The organism is Massilimicrobiota sp. An134 (genome assembly GCF_002160815.1).
GTDB lineage: Bacteria > Bacillota_I > Bacilli_A > Erysipelotrichales > Coprobacillaceae > Allocoprobacillus > Allocoprobacillus merdigallinarum.
In genome coordinates, this window is the sequence record NZ_NFLH01000032.1 from 1 (window position 1) to 19,355 (window position 19,355).

Below are 19,355 nucleotides of genomic sequence, written 5' to 3' on the forward strand. Positions count from 1 at the left end.
TACCTTGATGAAAAACTTTCAGATGTTAAACATCCTGGAATAACAGTTGAAGATAAAGAATCAAAGAAGAAAAGAGGAATCAGCGATCAGAAGAGAAACATTGTCTGTGCCATAGATGAACACAACAATAAAGTGATACAGGTATCAGAAAGAGGAAGAATACATACCAAGAATCTCTATGAAATATATAAAGACAAAATCCCTTCACAATGTACAGTTGTCAGTGACAGCCTTCGCTCATATCATGGACTGATGAAAAAGTTAGGAGTTAAATGGATTAAGATTCCATTCGTCTATTGAATTGTTTTTGCATGGATATAGAGGGATATCAGACAAGTATTTAAAGAACTACATTGGACTATATAAGATGAAAGATCAAAATAAGAATTATTATGACAAAACGACTTTCAAGGGAATATACAAGAAGATTATGAACTCTATATGTGAGTTAAGATACAAAGATTTTATATATGAATTCTCATTTAAGACCATATAATTGATGTATTTCAAATATATTTACCAACATTTATCTAGGGTTAGATTTTTGGATAAAAAAGATTAGGTAGAAGGATGTTTAAGATGTATGCATTTAGTAAAATTATATAATTTTACTAAATGCATACATCTTTTTATAAAAAATACTTATAATAAGTAAATAAAATAAAGATTTTAGTAAAATAATAGTAAAAATAATAGTAAAATAAGTAAAAAAATATTGAAATTTTATGTAAAAATAATTATAATAAAAATGGATATAAAACATCGATGATATCGTATCTAATATTGATAAAAAAGGAGAAAATTATGTATCAACAATTTATGGACTTCATGTCTGAAAAACTGCTGCCTATAGCAACAAAGATTGGATCACAAAAACATCTTGTTGCTCTTCGTGATTCTTTTATAGCAACTATGCCTGTTGTTATGACTGGATCAATCGCATTATTACTCAATGCATTTCTATCTGATTTTCCTTCTGAATTTGGGTGGACTCAAATTACAGAAACATTTCAATGGTTAATTGCAATTAATGGATTGATTTTTAATGGAAGTTTAGCCATTGTTTCGTTAGTATTTATTTTTGCTTTAGGTTATAACATCGCAAAAGTTTATGAAACTGATAAATTATCTGGTGGCCTGGTAGCCTTGGCATCTTTTGTTGTGTCATTGGGAACATCTATAACTCAAACATTCTCATTATCTGCAATAGATCATGGTTTGGCTGAAATGATTAATAAAGTCACAGGATTATCATATGTGGATGGTCAGCTATCTGTAACAATCAGTGGACTTATTCCAGGAAATCAAATAAATTCACGTGGGTATTTTACTGCAATTGTTATTGGTTTTATCGCTGTAGTTATTTTCAGCAAATGTATGCAAAAGAAATGGACTATTAAATTACCGAACTCAGTACCGCCAGCAATCGCAGTTCCATTTACTTCTATTATTCCAGCATTTATTGCCATGTATATTGTTGCTATAATTACATATGCTTTTAATTTGATGACAGGGCAGTTGATTATTGATTGGATTTATGATGTATTACAGACGCCTTTATTAGGTTTATCTCAAAATCCATTGTCTATTATTATGGTTGCTTTCTTGACTCAGTTGTTTTGGTTTTTTGGTATTCATGGTGGCAATGTTATGGCACCAATTATGGAAGGTGTTTTTGGAGTTGCTCTTTTAGCAAATTTAGAGGCTTATCAATTAGGAAAGGATATTCCGTATTTATGGACAAGTGTTTCATATGGAGCTTTTGTCTGGTATGCAACATTAGGACTTCTTATTGCAATATTCTGGCAATCTCGAAATAAACATTACAGAGAGGTTGCAAAGTTAGGAATTGCGCCTGTACTCTTTAATATAGGTGAACCTGTTATGTATGGTTTACCAACGGTTTTGAATCCACTTATGTTTATTCCATTTTTACTTTGTCCTATTGTTTTATCAACAGTAGCATATGGTGCAACAGCGTTAGGGTTAGTGTCACCTGTTACACAAAATGTGACTTGGGTAATGCCACCAGTATTATATGGATTCTTTGCAACTGGTTTTGACTGGAAATCAATTATACTGTCACTCATTAATTTAGGTTTGGCAATTGCTATTTATTTACCTTTTGTTAAACTTGCAAATAATCCAAAATTTGAAAAATTATAAAGGAGAGAAATCGCTTGGGAAGTATTGAAATCAAAAAGGATTTTTATATAAATGGTAAAGTTGTTAAAATCATTTCGGGTGCTGTCCATTACTTTAGAATTGTGCCAGAATATTGGGAAGATACGCTATTAGATCTTATTGATATGGGATGTAATACTGTGGAAACATATGTTCCATGGAATCTTCATGAGCCAAAACAAGGAGAATATGATTTTGATGGGATAAAAGATATTGAAAGATTTTTAAGTTTAGCTCATCAATTAGGATTGTATGTGATATTGCGAGCATCGCCATATATTTGTGCAGAGTGGGAAATGGGTGGCTTACCAGCTTGGTTATTAAAATACTCTGGAATAAGATTGAGAAGTGATGATGAGCAATATATGAAATGTCTTGAACAATACTTCTCTATACTGTTACCTAAAGTGTCACAGTATCAGATTCATAAAAATGGTTCTATTATTTTAGCACAATTAGAAAATGAATATGGTTCATATGGTGAAGACAAAGAATATCTCAAAAAGGTTTTTAAACTGATGCGTGATTATGGTATTCAAGTTCCTGTTTTCACTGCTGATGGCACTTGGAATGAAGCTTTAGAAGCAGGAAGTTTGATTAATGAAGATGTTTTTCCAACAGGAAATTTTGGTTCACATGCTAAAGAAAATATGGAAATATTAGAAAAATTTATGCAAAGACATAATATTGAAGCGCCTCTTATGTGTATGGAATTTTGGGATGGTTGGTTTAATAGATGGAATCAAGAAATTATTCGTAGAAATCCTCAGGAGTTTATAGAAAGTGTTAAGGAAATGTTAGAAATTGGAAGTGTGAACTTTTATATGTTTCAAGGGGGAACGAATTTTGGTTGGATGAATGGATGCTCTGCTCGAAAAGAAAAAGACCTTCCTCAAATTACTTCATATGATTATGATGCAATTTTAACAGAGTACGGAGCTAAAACTGAAAAATACCATCTTATGAGAGAATTGATTACTGGAGAACAACATCGCCTTGAAAATCGTAGAAAAACATGCAGTTACGGAAGTGTAAAATGTAAAAATAGAGTATCGCTTTTTAGTGTAATAGAACAAATATCAACAATTATAGAAAATTCTTGGCCGCTAACAATGGAAGAACTTGATCATTATTATGGATATGTTGTCTATCAACATGATTTTCAGAGTTATACAAAGCAGTCTAGACTAAGAGTTATTGATGCGCGTGATCGCATTCAAATATATGTGAATAATAAATTTATAGGTGTGCAATATCAGGAAGAAATAGGTGATGAAATCTTATTTGAAACATCTTTAGATAATCAAAATGATTTAAAAATTCTTGTTGAAAATATGGGCAGAGTGAATTATGGTGCTAAGTTGCAGGCTGATACCCAAAAAAAAGGGATTCGCACAGGGGTATTAATAGATATACATTTCACTAAAAAATGGAAACACTACTGCTTAAATTTTAATAAAACAGATGCTATTGATTGGTCTAAAGAATATATTGGTGGACCAGCATTTCATCAATTTGTTTTTACAATTGATGAAATACCGAATGAAACATTTATTGATGTGACAAATTTTGGAAAAGGTATCGTTCTTGTTAATGGTCATCATTGTGGGAGATTTTATCAAGTTGGACCAACAGGTTCTCTTTATATACCAGGACCGTTTTTAAAACGTGGTGAAAATGTTATTGTTATATTTGAAACAGAAGGTGTTTTTGCTGATGAAATTATATTGAATGATAAACCCATATATATAGATATTCATAAATAATAGAATATTGTTTATTGAAACCCTATTTTTACATTTTTGTAAAAATAGGGTTTCTTATTTTTTGTTGTTATATCGCATAATAAGTATAGAAATTTCATTGGAATTCACTTATAATAAAGAATAATGAGAGGAGGGAGACATTGAAATGGTTACTTTAAAAGATGTTGCAAAATATGCAAATGTATCAATAGCGACAGTATCGAGAATATTAAGAGAAGATGATACATTAAATGTCTCCTTGGAAACAAGAACAAAAGTACAGGAAGCAGTAGCAAAATTAAACTATGTACCTAAACCAAGAAAAAATTCAAATCAAAATACCAAACTTGTTGTTGCTATTATTCAATGTTATACATATGAACAAGAAATTCGAGACACTTATTATATCACTTTGTTGCAATCAGTAGAAAAATATTTGAAGACACATCATATTGCAATGAGAAGAGTACGTGAAGGTGATATTGATGTGGAAAGTGTTTTACAAAATGTACATGGAATAATTTGTATTGGTAAAATTTCTTCTTTTCATCTTGAAAAATTATGTGAGATGACAGAGAATATTATTTTTCTTGATATGGATATGAGTCCGATTACTGAATGTTGTATCACTTTGGATTTTGATGATGCTATGTATCAGGTTGTGAAATACTTTCATGATCTTGGGCATAAAAAAATCGGATTTTTAGGAAGAAGTGAGTATAATGAGTTAAACCATCATATTCAAACAAGAAAAAGAAGCTTTATTAAATATTGTCAAGAATTTCATATGGAATACCAAGAGTTTTCTTTAGAAAAAGATTTGACGAGTGAAGCAGGATATAATTTGGTTTATGAAATGGCTCAAATACAAAAATTGCCGAGTGCATTATTTGCTGTTAATGATCCAATTGCAATAGGAGCTATGAGAGCATTACAAGATTTAAACATTCGCGTACCTCAAGATGTTTCTATTATAGGATTTAATAATATTGATGCAGGTAATTTTACATCACCATCTTTATCAACTGTCTATGCTCCAGCTGATGAAATGGGAGAATTAGGAGCTTCATTATTGCATCAATCATTACTTAATGGTAAAAAATTAAATTCAATGAGAATACAATTGCCATGTTACCTTATTGAGAGAAATTCAAGTATAATGTATCATGAAGATTAAAAATATGCAATGTGCATATTTTTTTTATCAATTTTTTTCAATTCATATAGTCATTATTATATGTTCAAACAATGCTGATGAAAGTATTGATATTGAAGTATAGAACAGTAGAAAATATTGTTCTATCTTTTTTTTACAAATACTTTAAAAAATTTATATAAAAAATTTTAAATAAATTAATGAAAATCTATTTACAAATCTAAAAAAGAGGTGTATAGTAACATTACTTCAAAAATTTGAAGTAAGAATATAAAAAATTTTAAGTAAGCACATAGGAGGACATATCATGTTTGAACAAGTAAAAGATGCATTAGTAGAATCTTTAAATATTGATGGAGAAGAAATTAAATTAGAATCTAACTTAAAAGATGATTTAGGAATTGATTCTTTAGCAGCTGTTGAATTATCTTTAGATTTAGAAACAGAATTCGACGTTGAAATTTCTGATGAAGAATTAGCTGCATTAGTAACTGTAGAAGATATTGTGAAATTAATTGAATCTAAACAATAAGCTAAGGTTTCACTTAGCTTATTTTTCTAAGGAGGAACATGTATGGATACTGAAAAAATTAAATCAATTATGAAGATGTTTGAAGAAAGTCAAATATCTAAGATGGATTTAACTGATGGTGATTTACATATCACATTAGAAAAAGATATAGAAGCAAAACAAATCATAACACCTACCGATGTCAAAACACCTAGTGAACACAATGAAGAAACAATTCAGGAAACAGGCACACCTATCAAAAGTCCAATTGTTGGAACATATTATCAATCAAGTGGTGCGGGAAAAGAACCTTATGTTAAAGTTGGAGATATGATTCAAGAAGGAGACACGATTTGTATCATTGAAGCCATGAAAGTCATGAATGAAATTAAAGCAACTGTTTCTGGAAAAGTTTTATCTATTGAAGTTCAAGATGGTCAAACAGTTGAATATGATCAGACTTTAATGATGATAGGGTAAGGTGATAATGTGATTGAAAAATTATTGATTGCCAATCGTGGAGAAATCGCAGTCAGAATTATACGTACATGTAAAGAAATAGGAATTCAGACTGTTGCCGTTTATTCAACAGCTGATAAACATTCTTTGCACGTGCAATTAGCAGATGAATCTGTATGTATTGGTGGACCATTAGCTAATGAATCATACCTGAATATGAATGCGATTATTCAGGCGGCCTGCAATACGGGATGTGATGCGATTCATCCTGGATTTGGTTTTTTAAGTGAAAACAGTGAATTTGCCAGACTTGTTATTCAATGTGGATTGATCTGGGTAGGACCATCACCTGATATTATTGATATGTTAGGAAATAAGTCTGCCGCAAGAAAGATGATGAAAGAAGCAGGAGTTCCTGTGATTCCTGGTTCTAAAGAAGTCATTGAAACTGTAGAACAGGGAAAAAAGGTTGCTGAAGATATAGGATATCCCGTTATGATTAAAGCCAGCAATGGTGGTGGTGGACGTGGTATGCGTGTAGTTCATAATGAAGAAGAGTTTGAAACACAATATCTTAATGCCAAAGCTGAAGCCAAAGCTTGTTTTGGTGATGATGATGTCTATTTAGAAAAATTAATTGAAAATCCAAAACATATTGAAGTTCAAGTCATTGGTGATCATCATGGTCATGTGATTCATTTATTTGAAAGAGATTGTTCATTTCAAAGACGTCATCAAAAGATGATTGAAGAAGCACCATGTCATATTTTAAAGAAAGATGTGCGTCAAAGATTGTTTGAAGATGCCATCAAAGCTTGTCATCATGTGGGATATAATAGTGTTGGAACAATTGAGTTTTTATTAGATAAACACGGACAATATTATTTTATGGAAATGAATACACGTATTCAGGTTGAACATCCTATTACAGAAATGATTTGTGGTATTGATTTAGTCAAGTTACAGATTAAGGTTGCTGAAGGATTAAAACTTCCATACAAGCAAGAAGATATTCATCAAAATGGATATGCTTTAGAATGTCGTATTAATGCTGAAGATATGAATCGTGATTTTGCGCCAACACCTGGAAAAATAACATTTATGCATTTACCAGGTGGAAGAGGAGTGCGAGTGGATAGTGCCATGTATAGTGGGTGTGAAATTTCACCTTATTATGATTCGATGATTTTAAAATTAATTACTTTTGCGCCAACACGTCTAGAATGTATTAAAAAAATGCGTGCAGCGTTAAGTGAAGTCATTATTGATGGTATTTCAACGAATACAAAATTCCATTATTATGTTCTACATTCTAAAGAATTTATTGAAGGAAGTTATGATACAAGCTTCTGTGAAACATTTATAAAGGAGTTGAAAGATAATGGATCAATTGTTTAAAAAAAGAAATGAAGAATTAAAACAATTCTCATCATGGTTAAATAGACATAAGATTAAAGAAAAAAAAGAAATTCCTGAAAATATCTTTAAACAATGTGATCATTGTCATGAATCTATTCCTTATTTTTCACTTATCGAAAATGACTATGTTTGTCCTAAATGTGGTCATCATATGAAAATTAGTGCCAGACAGCGTATACGTGATTTAATGGATGAAGGCACTTGGAAAGAATATTTTGAAAAAGATAAAACATCTAACAATGAAAATTTTCCTGGTTACGATGAAAAGCTAAAAAAAGCCTGGATGTCAACCGGTATGAATGAAGCTGTCATTTGTGGTGTTGGTAAAATCAACCAGAGTCGTGTTGTCTTATGTGTCATGGATTCTCGTTTCATGATGGGAAGTATGGGAAAAGTTGTTGGTGAAAAAATATGTAAAGCAGTAGAACTGGCTACACGTAAAAAATTACCATTGATTATTAGTTGTACCAGTGGTGGAGCCAGAATGCAGGAAGGTATTGATTCTTTAATGCAGATGGCTAAAATCAGTGCTGCTTTAAAACGCTTTTCAAATCAAGGAGGTCTTTATATAGCTTTATTAACACATCCTACAACAGGTGGTGTCAGTGCCAGCTTTGCGATGCTGGGAGATATTATCATTGCTGAACCACATGCCATGATTGGATTTGCTGGAAAACGTGTTATTCAAGATACAATTAAGCAGGAGTTACCTGAAGGTTTCCAAACTGCAGAATTCTTACTTGAAAAAGGTTTTATTGATATGATTGTGGAAAGACATGATTTGAAAAATGTTATTTCAGATTTATTAAAATTACATGGAGGAAAATTATGAGCCTCGTAGATAATGAAAGAAAAATAAAAGAGTTACAGGCGAAAAGAGCTGTAACAGAAGATCAAAAAGAGTTCGATGAACTTTCTCAAGAGATTGATACTCTCACAAAAGAAACATATCATCATTTAACTGCTTGGGATCGTGTGTCTATCGCAAGACATCCATCACGACCAAAAGCAAGTGATTTTATTGAGGGATTGTTTGACCATTTCTATGAACTTCATGGGGATAGATGTTATGGAGATGATCAGGCTATTATTGGGGGAATTGGTTATTTTCACGATATGCCAGTCACTGTTATTGCACAAGCCAAAGGAAAGACATTGGAAGAAAATTTGAACCGTCATTTTGGAATGTGTAATCCTGAAGGTTATCGTAAAGCTCTCAGACTTGCCAGACAAGCCGAAAAGTTTCATCGACCAATCATTACTTTTGTAGATACCGCAGGAGCTTATCCTGGTATCGAAGCTGAGGAGAGGGGACAGGCACAGGCGATTGCTGAATGTTTATACACTTTTTCTGATTTGAAAACACCTGTTATTTGTATTGTCTTATCAGAAGGTGGCAGTGGAGGAGCATTAGCTTTAAGTGTTGCCGATCGTATTTGTATGTTAGAAAATGCCATTTATTCTGTTTTATCACCTGAAGGTTTTGCAAGTATTTTATGGAAAGATGATAGTCGTGTTCAAGAAGCGGCTGAAGTGATGAAACTGACATCATATGATTTATATGATAAAGGGATTGCTGATTATTTGGTCAAAGAACCAACAGGTGGTATGCAAAATGATTTAAAACTTGTATTAGATAATATTGATCAGTATTTACAAAAAGAATTAGATGTTTTAACTCATACAAAAGAAAAAGATTTATTGGAAAAACGTTATCAGAAGTTCCGTAAGATAGGAGTTATGTCATGAGTTCAATAGAAATATTAGGAACTGGGTTTGTTAAAGCTCAAAAGAAAGTAACGAATTTTGATTTAGAAAAAAGAGTTGAAACAAGTGATGAATGGATTGTACAAAGAACAGGTATTTCATCACGTTATGTGAGTGAAACTGAAAATACAAGTGATTTGGCTTATAAAGCCAGTTTACAGGCGATTGAAGATGCACATATTCAAAAAGAAGACATTGAAGTGATTATTGTCGCAACAATGACACCAGATTGTATGACACCTTCAACAGCTTGTCTTGTTCAGGCAAAACTGGGATTAAATGATTGTCCTGTCTTTGCTTTTGATATTAATGGAGCATGTAGTGGATTTTTATATGCTTTTCAGATTGCCAGTGATTTATTAAGCAGATATCACCATATCTTAGTCATTGGTAGTGAAACAATTAGTAAGATGATTGACTGGAATGATCGTTCAACTTGCGTTTTATTTGGGGATGGTGCAGGTGCGATGGTTCTTGGTCGAGGAGATACAAAACTTTATCACTATGCCAATAGTGAAGGAGACTTACAGGAAGTCTTACATGCTCAAGGATTGCCTTTAGTTCATGATTTACAAAATCAGGGAGCATCAACACATTATTTAAATATGAAAGGAAATGATGTGTTTAGATTTGCAATTAGAGTTTTAAAAGAATCTATTGAAAATGTTTTGGATCAGTCAGGACTTTCTATAGATGATATTGATTTGATTATTCCACATCAGGCGAATTACCGTATTATTTCTCATGTGGCAAAAAAGATGAAAGTCGATTTATCAAAATTTTATATGAATCTTCAAGAGTTTGGAAATACTTCAGCGGCCAGTATTCCTATTGCTTATGCAATGGCACAAAGAGAAGGAAAGATTCCTGAAAAGGGACGTGTTATTTTGGTTGGATTTGGTGCTGGATTAACTTATGGAGCAACTCTTATTGACAATAGAGGAGGACAATAAAGTGTTATTAAATGAATTATTAAATATAAAATACCCTATTATTCAAGGAGCTATGGCGAATATTGCAACTGCTTCCTTTGCTGCCTGTGTTTCTAATAGTGGTGGTTTAGGGATTATTGCAACAGGATCAATGGATGCAGCTCAAACACGTGAAGAAATCCAAAAATGTAAACAATTAACAGACCAGCCTTTTGGTGTCAATGTGATGTTGATGAATCCATATGCCAGTGAAATTATTGATGTTATTGTTGAAGAAGGCGTTCATGTTGTGACAACAGGAGCAGGAAATCCAGGACCTTATATGGCAAAACTCAAAGAAGCTGGAATTAAAGTTTTACCAGTTGTGCCTAGCGTTGGTTTGGCTAAACGTATGGAAAGAGCTGGTGCTGATGCTTTGATTGTTGAAGGTGGAGAATCAGGTGGACATGTTGGTGAAATGACAACAATGGCTTTGGTTCCACAGGTTGTAGATGCTGTCAATATTCCAGTGATTGCAGCTGGTGGAATTGGAGATGGACGTGGTGTGATGGCAGCTTTGAGTTTAGGTGCTATTGGCGTACAGATTGGAACATGTCTGTTGGTTGCTAATGAATGTCCAATTCATGAAAACTATAAAGATGCTGTTATTAAAGCCAAAGATACTGATACTGTTGTAACTGGAAGAAGTGTGAATACACCAGTCCGTATTTTAAAGAATCAGATGGCAAGAGAATATTTAAAACTTGAAGGACATTTTGAAAGTCGTGAAGAATTAGAAAAATTAACACTTGGGGCTTTAAGAAAAGCTGTACAAAGTGGTGATGTGAAAACTGGGTCTGTGATGATGGGACAAATTGCTGGAATGGTCAAAGAAAAGAAACCAATGCAACAGATTCTTGATGAAATGATGGCTTCAACAAAACAAGTTTATGCAAACCTGCAAAAAGTCATGGAGGAAATGCAATGATTCAAATCCAAAATCGTATCATGCAACTTCCTATCATTCAAGGTGGTATGGGAGTTGGTATTTCTTTATCATCATTAGCAGGAGCAGTGGCAAAATGTGGTGCTATGGGTGTCATCAGTGCCGCTCATCCTGGCTATAATTATGAAGGATTTAGAAAAAATCCAATTGCTGTCAATTGTCAGGCTTTAAAAGATCATATTCAACGTGCCAAAGAGCTTGCTAAAGGAAATGGTTTGATTGGTGTCAATATTATGGTTGCCAGTCAAAACTATGAAGATTTCGTGAAAGCATCTCTTGAAGGTGGTTGTGATGCCATTATTTCAGGGGCAGGATTACCATTAGATTTACCTAAGTTTGCTAAAGGAAAGGCCCTTTTAGCACCAATTGTATCGAGTGGAAAAGCGGCCAAACTGATTGCCAGAGTATGGGATAAACGTTATCAGTATACACCTGATTTCGTAGTGATTGAAGGTAGTGAAGCTGGTGGACATCTGGGATTTAAAAAAGATGATTTATTGGCACATACGTGTCAAAAACTAAGTGATATTTTAGCTGATGTTAAAAAAGAATTAAAAGTTTGGGAAGACAAATACAAAAAGACAATTCCTGTTTTTGTTGCTGGAGGTATAGATTCTGGAAAGAAGATTGCTGAATTCATCAAATTAGGGGCAACAGGTGTACAGATTGCCACACCATTTATTGCAACTTATGAATGTGATGCAGCACAAGAATTTAAAGATATGGTTATTCAATGTCGCCAAGAAGATATTGAACTTGTCTCAAGTCCAGCAGGACTTCCAGGACGTGCTATTGTCAATGATTTTGTAAAGAAAACAAGAGAAACAGGAAATATCTGTATGAAAAATTGTCTTCATTGCATGATTCCTTGCAATCCTGAAAATACACCCTATTGTATTAGTGAAGCATTGATACAGAGTGTAAAAGGAAATGTACAAAATGGTCTGGTTTTTGTAGGAAGCCAGGCAGCGAGAATTCATGAAATGAAACATGTTGAAGAAGTGATTCATGAATATATGGAAGAAATGGAGGAAAATCTATGAAAATAGGAATGATTTTTGCTGGTCAAGGTAGCCAATATGTAGGTATGGGAAAAGCATTTTATGATGAATTTCAAGAAGCCAGAGATGTTTTTGATCAGGCCAATATTGATATTGATGTCAAAAAAGTATGTTTTGAAGGACCTGAAGATGTTTTAAATGAAACATCATATGCACAGCCTTGTATTTTAACAACATCATTAGCCATTGCGAAAGTGATTGAAGCACAAGGTATTCATCCTGATTATGTGGCAGGTTTATCATTAGGAGAATATTCTGCTTTGGCTTATGCAGGAGCATTTGACACACAAGATGCGATTTCAATTGTGAGACGTCGTGGACAGATTATGAGTGAAGCCCTGCCAGCTGGAACAACATCTATGGCAGCTGTTTTAGCAATGGATGCTGAAAAGATTCAAGAAGTTATTGAACCTATTGATGGTGTCACAATTGCCAATTACAATTGTCCAGGACAAATTGTGATTACAGGAACAAAAGAAGCTGTTGAGATTGCTTCAGAAAAATTAAAAGAAGCTGGCGCAAAACGTGTCATTCCATTAAAAGTTTCAGGAGCATTCCATTCTCCATTATTAGAAGAAGCATCATATAAGCTGAAAGAAGAGTTAGAAAAATATGATATTCATGAAACAAAGATTCCAGTTGTTTATAATGTTTCAGGAAAAGAAGAAGATGGAGATCTCATTGATATTTTAACTAGACAAATCAAATCAAGTGTTTATTTCTATCAATCAATTCAATATATGATTGCACAAGGTGTTGAAGCTTTTGTGGAAATTGGACCAGGAAAAGCATTAAGTGCCTTTGTTAAGAAGACAGATAGAAGTATTCCTGTTTATAGTGTAGATAGTATTGAAGGTTTAAATCAAATGTTAGGAGCGTTAAAAGATGAGTAAAGTAGCGTTAATTACTGGTGCCAGTCGTGGAATTGGTAGAGCCATTGCTTTAAAATTTGCAAGTGAAGGATATAATATTGCGATTAATTATATTGGAAATCAGGATGAAGCTTTAGAAGTCCAAAAAGAATGTTGTGCCCATGGTATTGAAGCTATGATTTATGAAGGTGATGTCACTGATTATGATGCCATAGATCAAATGATGAAAGCTGTTTTAGAACAGTTTGGTTCTATTGATGTCTTGGTTAACAATTCAGGGATTACAAAAGATCAGTTATTATTAAAAATGAATACACAGTCATTTATGGATGTCATTGATGTCAATTTAAAAGGAACATTTAATACCATTAAAGCTGTTTCTCGTATTATGATGAAACAAAGATCAGGTGTTATTATCAATATGGCAAGTGTAATTGGAATTATTGGAAATGTTGGACAAGCCAATTATGCAGCCAGTAAAGCTGGTGTCATTGCTTTAACAAAATCAGTTGCGAAAGAATTAGCACCACGTCATATTCGTGCGAATGCTATTGCGCCAGGATTCATTGCCACAAAAATGACAGATGTTTTAAGTGATGATACAAAAGAAAATATCTTAAAAAATATTCCATTGCAACAAATGGGTGAACCAGAAGATGTTGCGAATGTTGCATACTTTTTAGCAAGTGATAGTGCAAAATATATTACGGGTCAAGTCATCAATGTTGATGGCGGAATGGTCATGTAAGGAGGACAAAACATGAAAAGAAGAGTTGTCGTTACTGGAATGGGAGCCGTATCTCCAATTGGAAATACTGTTGAAGAAACTTGGAATGGTATTTTAAATCAAGTCTGTGGAATAGATGAAATTACTCATTTTGATACAACAGATTATAAAGTGAAATTAGCTGGTGAAGTAAAAAATCTGGATTTAGAACAATATTTTACAAAAAGAGATTTAAAATTTAATGATCGTTTTACGCAATTTGCCAGAGTTGTTTCTAAACAGGCTATTGAAAATGCAAAGTTGGATTTAGAAACAATGAATAAAAATCGTTTTGGTGTCATTATTGGTAGTGGTATTGGTGGTGTTGAATCTATTGAAAAAGCGGAACAAAGTTTATTAAATAGAGGACCATCAAAAGTTTCGCCTTATTTTATTCCTATGACTTTAATTAATTTAGCAGCAGGAAGTGTTGCGATTGATTTAGGTGCAAAAGGTTATGTATCTTCTGTTGTAACCGCATGTGCAGCTGGAACAAATGCAATTGGTGAAGCCTTCCATAAAATCAGAGATGGATATGAAGATGTTATGATTGCTGGAGGAAGTGAAGCTTCTATTACACCATTATCAGTTGCAGGATTTGCTTCTATGAAAGCTTTGCATACTGGGGAGAATAAAGATCGTGCTTCTATTCCTTTTGATAAAGATCGTAGTGGTTTTGTCATGGGTGAAGGAGCAGCTGTTTTAGTGTTAGAAGAATTACAACATGCCTTAGATAGAAATGCGACAATCTATGGTGAAATTGTTGGTTATGGAGCAACTTGTGATGCTTATCATATTACAGCCCCATTATCTGATGGAAGCGGTGGTGGAGAAGCGATGAAACAGGCTTTAGAAGATGCTGCTTTACAACCATCTGATATTGATTATATCAATGCTCATGGGACATCTACACCATTAAATGATAAGACAGAAACAATGGCTGTGAAATATGCTTTTGGTGACGATGCATATCATTTGGCTATGTCATCAACAAAATCTTATACAGGACATTTATTAGGAGCGAGTGGTGCTTTAGAATCTGTTATTTGTGTAAAAGCATTACAGGAAGGATATATCCCAGCTACAATTCATTATCAAAATAAAGATGAAGACTGTGATTTAGATATCGTCGCTAATGTTGGTAGAAAACAAGATATTCATTATGCTATGAACAATTCTCTTGGATTTGGTGGACATAATGCATCATTGATTTTCAAGAAATGGGAGGATTAGAGATGTTATATAATTCTAATGATATTCAAAAAATTATTCCTCATCGTTATCCATTTTTACTTGTAGATTGTATTGAAAGCATTAGTGAAGATGGAAAAACAATTGTAGGAAGAAAATGTGTAACTGCTAATGAAATGCAATTTTTAGGACATTTCCCTGAAAAACATGTGATGCCAGGTGTCTTAATTATTGAAGCCTTAGCTCAAACAGGATGTGTTTTATTACTTTCTAAAGAAGAAAATAAAGGAAAGATTGCTTTCTTTGCTGGTATTAATAAAGCACGTTTTAGAAAACAAGTGATTCCTGGTGATGTTTTAACAATGACTGTCACTTTAACAAAAGAAAAAGGTGGTATTTACTTTGCTGCTATTGAAGCAAAGGTTGAAGATGAAATTGCTGTCACTGGAGAAATCATGTGTGCTGTTGGTGAATAATTCAATAGAGAACTGAAACAGAAAGATATCTTGTCTTTCTGTTTTCTTTTTTATGATAGTTATAAAAAGCTATTGGTTATATGATAAAACATATTTCCAATAGCTTTCTTATTATTAATGTTTTTTAAACTTATAGATGATTTTATTAGCATAAGGAATAGAAGAGAGTTCTTCAGGGTGATCAGAATAGAAGTAGATAATAATCACAAAATAAACAATAACTCCAATACATACAGAAAGTATTAAAGGAATCAAAACTCTTCTTGTTAAAGCAAACAATCCATAATAAACGATTGCTACAATCACACCCATTAATAGAGACGCAATAATAGGTAATAGGTAAGTTTTTCTTATTTCTTGTTTGTAATGAGTAATTTTACGTAACATTTTTTGATTGAGATAACAAACTTGTAAACCATAAAAACAATTAGCAATAACCAATGAATATAATCCTAAAGGCGTTAATAAAAGCAGAACAATTGTAATAATGATATGATAGATTAATGCAATGGCTGCATTTTTTAAAGGTGTATTGACTTGCCCTATAGCTTGTAAAATTCCATTAGTTAAAGTCGATAGGCCAAAGAAGACAACACCAGGACTACCAACAGCTAACATAATGGTAGAAATCATAACAGTCTCTTCTTGAGGGAAGAGAATACCAATGATTGGATATGCCAGAACGCTCATTCCTACGGCCGCTGGAATCAAAAGCATCATTGTCACACGAATACCAGAACGGATATGTTCTCTTGTTTCACGATAATTCTTCAATGACCATGATGATGAAATGGCTGGAATAGAAGCCGTAGACATTGCTGAAGCTAAGGCTACAGGAACGTTTTGTAAAACAATATATTGTCCAGAATAAACACCCCACATAGTTGCAGACTGTGGATCAGTACCAATGATAAATGAATAAATATATTGATCAATAACGGTAATCAGATTATAAACACATGTTGCAAAAATAATCGGTGTGACAATGTGGATAATCATTTTAAAAATATCTTTATAGGAATCTTCATAATCATCAGGTGTATCTTTGATAATCAGGTGATTATGATTTTTGATATACATGATAAACATGAAAATGAGTCCCACAAGAACACCAACACCAGGACCAACAGCTCCACCAGCTGCACCAGCTGCAGCCATTTCACTGCCACCCGTTTCCATTAATGGACGAACAAATAAATAAGCACAGCCAATCGCAACCACAGCATTAAAGATTTGTTCAATAATTTGAGATACTGATGTATAGAAAGTTGTCTGATGAGCCTGGAAATAGCCTCTAAAGACACCTAATAAACCAGATAAAAAGATAGTTGGACATAAGATTCTAAGTGGTAATACAGAATGCCCTGTAACAAGCACTGGAGCTAATAGGTAAGCAATAATGGCAGCACTTCCCCCAATAATACAAATATAAATAAATGAACATTTTAAAATCCTTTGAACATTATTATATTGATGTAATGCCAGTTTTTCAGCAATAAGTTTTGAAATGGCAGTTGGAATACTATACGAAGATAAAAGTAAAATAAGAGCATAAATATTATAAGCCATAGAGTAATAACCAATACCTTCGGCAGTAATTAAAGCCGTTAATGGACTTTTATATAAAGCTCCAATAATTCTGACTAATATTCCTGCTATAGCGAGAATAGAAGCCTGTTTAACAATTGAGCGTGACATGGGTAAACCTCACTTTCCAATAATTCTTTGTTTATTATATCATTAATTCGAATAATTGCAAAAAAACTTATGAAATTATACATAAAAAGACTTTTTTGTGGTTTTTACACATTGCTATGACAAAATTGTTGTAAAAAAGGGTAGATATAGATGTGAAAATATAGATAATGATTGTTGAATATATGATTATAGAATGTATTGTATTCTTGGAACAGAACACATAGTCAAGTTCTTTTAAAAATAGCTAAACGATAAGTTGTGATTGGGGGGAGTTTTATTATTTGACTATCTATTGATAATGGTCAATTATATAATTAGTTTAAATTTTATGCAGTGGGAAAACAACGTTTCATATTTTAGCAGTTCAATAGAATATGAAACTTTCTTATTATATGTTGAAGTATGCCTTAAAAGTCCAAAAAGTTTATTTTTTGAAGAAAGAGAGAATATTGGATATACAGTCTTAAGTTATTGTTATCCTTTAGATCATTATAATAATCAATGAAAAAATAGAAAATGAAAATTCAAATCATCGTTTAAACTATTGTGGGTTTTATGATAGTCGAGAAATGAAGTATATGAGATATAGCTTTAAGAATATTATACAATTGATGGTCATTATAAGAATTTTAAATATCAGGATTATGAGGTTATTTATAAAAAATAGATATAATCTATAAACAAATGTGAATTTGTTTATAGATTTTTTATATTTTGTGCTATAATATATAAAAATATGTCTTGGAGGAGAATTATGAGCGAGAGTAGAATTTGTATTGCTTTAGATTTTCAAACAAAAGATGAAGTGAAAGCATTTCTAGATAAGTTTGAAGATGAAAAACTGTATGTCAAAATTGGAATGGAATTATTTTATGGCGAAGGAATTGAAATGATTAAAATGATCAAAGAAAAAGGACATAAAATTTTTCTTGATTTAAAATTACATGATATTCCTAATACTGTAAAAAGTGCCACGAAGCAATTAGCTAAATTAGATGTTGATATGGTTAATGTTCATGCTTCAGGAAGTATTGCAATGATGAAAGCCGCTATTGAAGGTTTAAATGAAGGATCACAAGGTGGAAAGCGTCCTTTATGTATTGCTGTAACATGTTTAACATCATTAGATCAAAAAGTTTTAGATGATGAATTATTAATTCATGAACCATTAGAAAATGTTGTTTTAAAATGGGCTCAAAATGCAAAAGAAGCTGGATTAGATGGTGTTGTGTGTTCACCATTAGAATCAAAAATTATTCATGAAAATTTAGGAATGGATTTTTTAACAGTCACACCTGGAATTAGACTTGCCAGTGATAGTGTCAATGATCAAAAACGTGTGACAACACCAGCTATGGCAAAAGAATTAACATCAAGTTATATTGTTGTGGGAAGAACAATTACAAATGCTGATGATCCAGTTGCAACATATAAAGAAGTTTATAAACAATTTCAAGGAGAGTAGAGAATTATGGAAAAAACAATAGCAAAAGATTTATTAGATATTGAAGCAGTCTTTTTAAGACCAAATGAACCATTTACTTGGGCATCTGGAATTAAATCGCCTATTTATTGTGATAACCGTTTAACTTTATCATATCCTCGTGTGAGAAATGATATTGAACAGGGACTAGCACATTTAATTAAAGAACATTATCCATCATGTGAATGTTTAATGGGAACAGCAACTGCTGGAATTGCACATGCAGCCTTAGCAGCTGATATATTAGATTTACCAATGGGTTATGTACGTGGTGGAGCGAAATCACATGGGAGAAATAATCGTATTGAAGGATTAGTGAAACCAGGTATGAAAGTTGTTGTGGTTGAAGATTTAATTTCAACTGGTGGTTCATCATTGGAATGCGTTGATGCTTTAAGAGAAGCAGGATGTGAAGTTTTAGGAATGATTGCGATCTTTACATATGGTTTAGCAGATTCTACAAAGAATTTTGCAGCTAAGGAATGTAGTTTCCATACATTAACAAACTACGATACATTGATTCAAGTTGCAGTGGATCATAAATATATTGAAGCAGCTGACTTAGAAAAACTAAAAGCATGGAAAAAAGATCCTCATGATGAATCTTGGATGAATAAATAAGAAATATAAAAAAGCAAGTTATATCAATC

At 32.6% G+C, this 19,355-nt stretch carries 19 protein-coding genes; 18 read left to right on the forward strand and 1 reads right to left on the reverse strand.

From position 1 onward, the window contains the following. From B5E79_RS13495 to fabZ, 16 genes are all read left to right on the forward strand, one after another. A partial coding sequence (locus tag B5E79_RS13495; RefSeq protein ID WP_158095499.1) for a hypothetical protein occupies positions 1 to 300 on the forward strand: 300 nt, incomplete at its 5' end. 504 nt (positions 301 to 804) lie between these two features. Further along, positions 805 to 2,166 (forward strand): PTS sugar transporter subunit IIC, encoded by a 1,362-nt coding sequence (locus B5E79_RS10910; protein ID WP_087298034.1) that lies wholly within the window; start codon positions 805 to 807, stop codon positions 2,164 to 2,166. Between the two features lie 14 nt (positions 2,167 to 2,180). After that, a complete protein-coding gene (locus tag B5E79_RS10915) occupies positions 2,181 to 3,950 on the forward strand; it encodes a glycoside hydrolase family 35 protein (protein ID WP_087298035.1) in 1,770 nt (589 codons plus the stop codon). Between the two features lie 145 nt (positions 3,951 to 4,095). Beyond that, the gene (locus B5E79_RS10920; protein ID WP_087298036.1) at positions 4,096 to 5,106 is read left to right on the forward strand and encodes a LacI family DNA-binding transcriptional regulator; all 1,011 of its coding nucleotides are present in this window, start codon (positions 4,096 to 4,098) and stop codon (positions 5,104 to 5,106) included. Between the two features lie 286 nt (positions 5,107 to 5,392). After that, the gene (locus B5E79_RS10925; RefSeq protein WP_087243256.1) at positions 5,393 to 5,617 is read left to right on the forward strand and encodes an acyl carrier protein; all 225 of its coding nucleotides are present in this window, start codon (positions 5,393 to 5,395) and stop codon (positions 5,615 to 5,617) included. Between the two features lie 42 nt (positions 5,618 to 5,659). Then, on the forward strand, positions 5,660 to 6,076 hold the full coding sequence (gene accB, locus B5E79_RS10930; protein ID WP_087243255.1) for an acetyl-CoA carboxylase biotin carboxyl carrier protein: 417 nt from the start codon (positions 5,660 to 5,662) through the stop codon (positions 6,074 to 6,076). 9 nt (positions 6,077 to 6,085) lie between these two features. After that, entirely contained in the window at positions 6,086 to 7,453 is a 1,368-nt protein-coding gene (gene accC / locus B5E79_RS10935) for an acetyl-CoA carboxylase biotin carboxylase subunit (RefSeq protein ID WP_087298037.1), read from the forward strand. Then, a complete protein-coding gene (gene accD / locus B5E79_RS10940) occupies positions 7,437 to 8,306 on the forward strand; it encodes an acetyl-CoA carboxylase, carboxyltransferase subunit beta (RefSeq protein WP_087298038.1) in 870 nt (289 codons plus the stop codon). Before accC ends, accD begins: the two co-directional genes overlap by 17 nt. Next, positions 8,303 to 9,223 carry an acetyl-CoA carboxylase carboxyltransferase subunit alpha gene (locus tag B5E79_RS10945; protein ID WP_087243252.1) on the forward strand — a complete coding sequence of 307 codons (921 nt, stop codon included), beginning with the start codon at positions 8,303 to 8,305 and terminating at the stop codon, positions 9,221 to 9,223. Before accD ends, B5E79_RS10945 begins: the two co-directional genes overlap by 4 nt. Continuing rightward, positions 9,220 to 10,194, forward strand: coding sequence for a beta-ketoacyl-ACP synthase III (locus B5E79_RS10950; RefSeq protein ID WP_087298039.1), 975 nt, complete (start codon positions 9,220 to 9,222; stop codon positions 10,192 to 10,194). Before B5E79_RS10945 ends, B5E79_RS10950 begins: the two co-directional genes overlap by 4 nt. A 1-nt stretch (position 10,195) precedes the next feature. After that, positions 10,196 to 11,140, forward strand: a complete 945-nt coding sequence (fabK, locus tag B5E79_RS10955; protein ID WP_087298040.1) for an enoyl-[acyl-carrier-protein] reductase FabK — start codon at positions 10,196 to 10,198, stop codon at positions 11,138 to 11,140. Further along, on the forward strand, positions 11,137 to 12,201 hold the full coding sequence (locus tag B5E79_RS10960; RefSeq protein ID WP_087298041.1) for an NAD(P)H-dependent flavin oxidoreductase: 1,065 nt from the start codon (positions 11,137 to 11,139) through the stop codon (positions 12,199 to 12,201). Before fabK ends, B5E79_RS10960 begins: the two co-directional genes overlap by 4 nt. After that, complete coding sequence (gene fabD / locus B5E79_RS10965; RefSeq protein WP_087243248.1) at positions 12,198 to 13,112, forward strand: ACP S-malonyltransferase; 915 nt, start codon at positions 12,198 to 12,200, stop codon at positions 13,110 to 13,112. Before B5E79_RS10960 ends, fabD begins: the two co-directional genes overlap by 4 nt. Next, positions 13,105 to 13,839, forward strand: coding sequence for a 3-oxoacyl-[acyl-carrier-protein] reductase (fabG, locus tag B5E79_RS10970; protein WP_087298042.1), 735 nt, complete (start codon positions 13,105 to 13,107; stop codon positions 13,837 to 13,839). The genes fabD and fabG overlap by 8 nt, the downstream gene beginning before the upstream one ends. Positions 13,840 to 13,851: 12 nt before the next feature. Then, positions 13,852 to 15,090: a beta-ketoacyl-ACP synthase II gene (gene fabF, locus B5E79_RS10975; RefSeq protein ID WP_087298043.1), complete on the forward strand. Its 1,239-nt coding sequence runs from the start codon at positions 13,852 to 13,854 to the stop codon at positions 15,088 to 15,090. Positions 15,091 to 15,092: 2 nt separating this feature from the next. Further along, entirely contained in the window at positions 15,093 to 15,524 is a 432-nt protein-coding gene (gene fabZ, locus B5E79_RS10980) for a 3-hydroxyacyl-ACP dehydratase FabZ (RefSeq protein WP_087243245.1), read from the forward strand. A gap of 114 nt (positions 15,525 to 15,638) precedes the next feature. Here the strand turns inward: fabZ and B5E79_RS10985 are convergent, their stop codons facing one another. Next, positions 15,639 to 17,222, reverse strand: a complete 1,584-nt coding sequence (locus B5E79_RS10985; RefSeq protein ID WP_087298044.1) for a putative polysaccharide biosynthesis protein — start codon at positions 17,220 to 17,222, stop codon at positions 15,639 to 15,641. Positions 17,223 to 17,976: 754 nt separating this feature from the next. Between B5E79_RS10985 and pyrF the strand changes: the two genes are divergently transcribed. After that, the gene (gene pyrF / locus B5E79_RS10995) at positions 17,977 to 18,687 is read left to right on the forward strand and encodes an orotidine-5'-phosphate decarboxylase (protein WP_087298046.1); all 711 of its coding nucleotides are present in this window, start codon (positions 17,977 to 17,979) and stop codon (positions 18,685 to 18,687) included. A 6-nt stretch (positions 18,688 to 18,693) separates the two neighbouring features. Further along, entirely contained in the window at positions 18,694 to 19,326 is a 633-nt protein-coding gene (gene pyrE / locus B5E79_RS11000) for an orotate phosphoribosyltransferase (RefSeq protein ID WP_087298047.1), read from the forward strand. Positions 19,327 to 19,355 lie beyond the last annotated feature (29 nt).

Bases quoted from the DNA above. Each gene is read 5' to 3' on its own strand.
- B5E79_RS10910 (WP_087298034.1), top strand. From the start codon at position 805: ATGTATCAACAATTTATGGACTTCATGTCTGAAAAACTGCTGCCTATA.
- pyrE (WP_087298047.1), top strand. From the start codon at position 18,694: ATGGAAAAAACAATAGCAAAAGATTTATTAGATATTGAAGCAGTCTTT.
- fabZ (WP_087243245.1), top strand. From the start codon at position 15,093: ATGTTATATAATTCTAATGATATTCAAAAAATTATTCCTCATCGTTAT.
- fabG (WP_087298042.1), top strand. From the start codon at position 13,105: ATGAGTAAAGTAGCGTTAATTACTGGTGCCAGTCGTGGAATTGGTAGA.
- pyrF (WP_087298046.1), top strand. From the start codon at position 17,977: ATGAGCGAGAGTAGAATTTGTATTGCTTTAGATTTTCAAACAAAAGAT.
- accB (WP_087243255.1), top strand. From the start codon at position 5,660: ATGGATACTGAAAAAATTAAATCAATTATGAAGATGTTTGAAGAAAGT.
- accD (WP_087298038.1), top strand. From the start codon at position 7,437: ATGGATCAATTGTTTAAAAAAAGAAATGAAGAATTAAAACAATTCTCA.
- fabF (WP_087298043.1), top strand. From the start codon at position 13,852: ATGAAAAGAAGAGTTGTCGTTACTGGAATGGGAGCCGTATCTCCAATT.
- B5E79_RS10925 (WP_087243256.1), top strand. From the start codon at position 5,393: ATGTTTGAACAAGTAAAAGATGCATTAGTAGAATCTTTAAATATTGAT.
- B5E79_RS10950 (WP_087298039.1), top strand. From the start codon at position 9,220: ATGAGTTCAATAGAAATATTAGGAACTGGGTTTGTTAAAGCTCAAAAG.
- B5E79_RS10960 (WP_087298041.1), top strand. From the start codon at position 11,137: ATGATTCAAATCCAAAATCGTATCATGCAACTTCCTATCATTCAAGGT.
- fabD (WP_087243248.1), top strand. From the start codon at position 12,198: ATGAAAATAGGAATGATTTTTGCTGGTCAAGGTAGCCAATATGTAGGT.
- B5E79_RS10920 (WP_087298036.1), top strand. From the start codon at position 4,096: ATGGTTACTTTAAAAGATGTTGCAAAATATGCAAATGTATCAATAGCG.
- B5E79_RS10985 (WP_087298044.1), bottom strand. From the start codon at position 17,222: ATGTCACGCTCAATTGTTAAACAGGCTTCTATTCTCGCTATAGCAGGA.
- B5E79_RS10945 (WP_087243252.1), top strand. From the start codon at position 8,303: ATGAGCCTCGTAGATAATGAAAGAAAAATAAAAGAGTTACAGGCGAAA.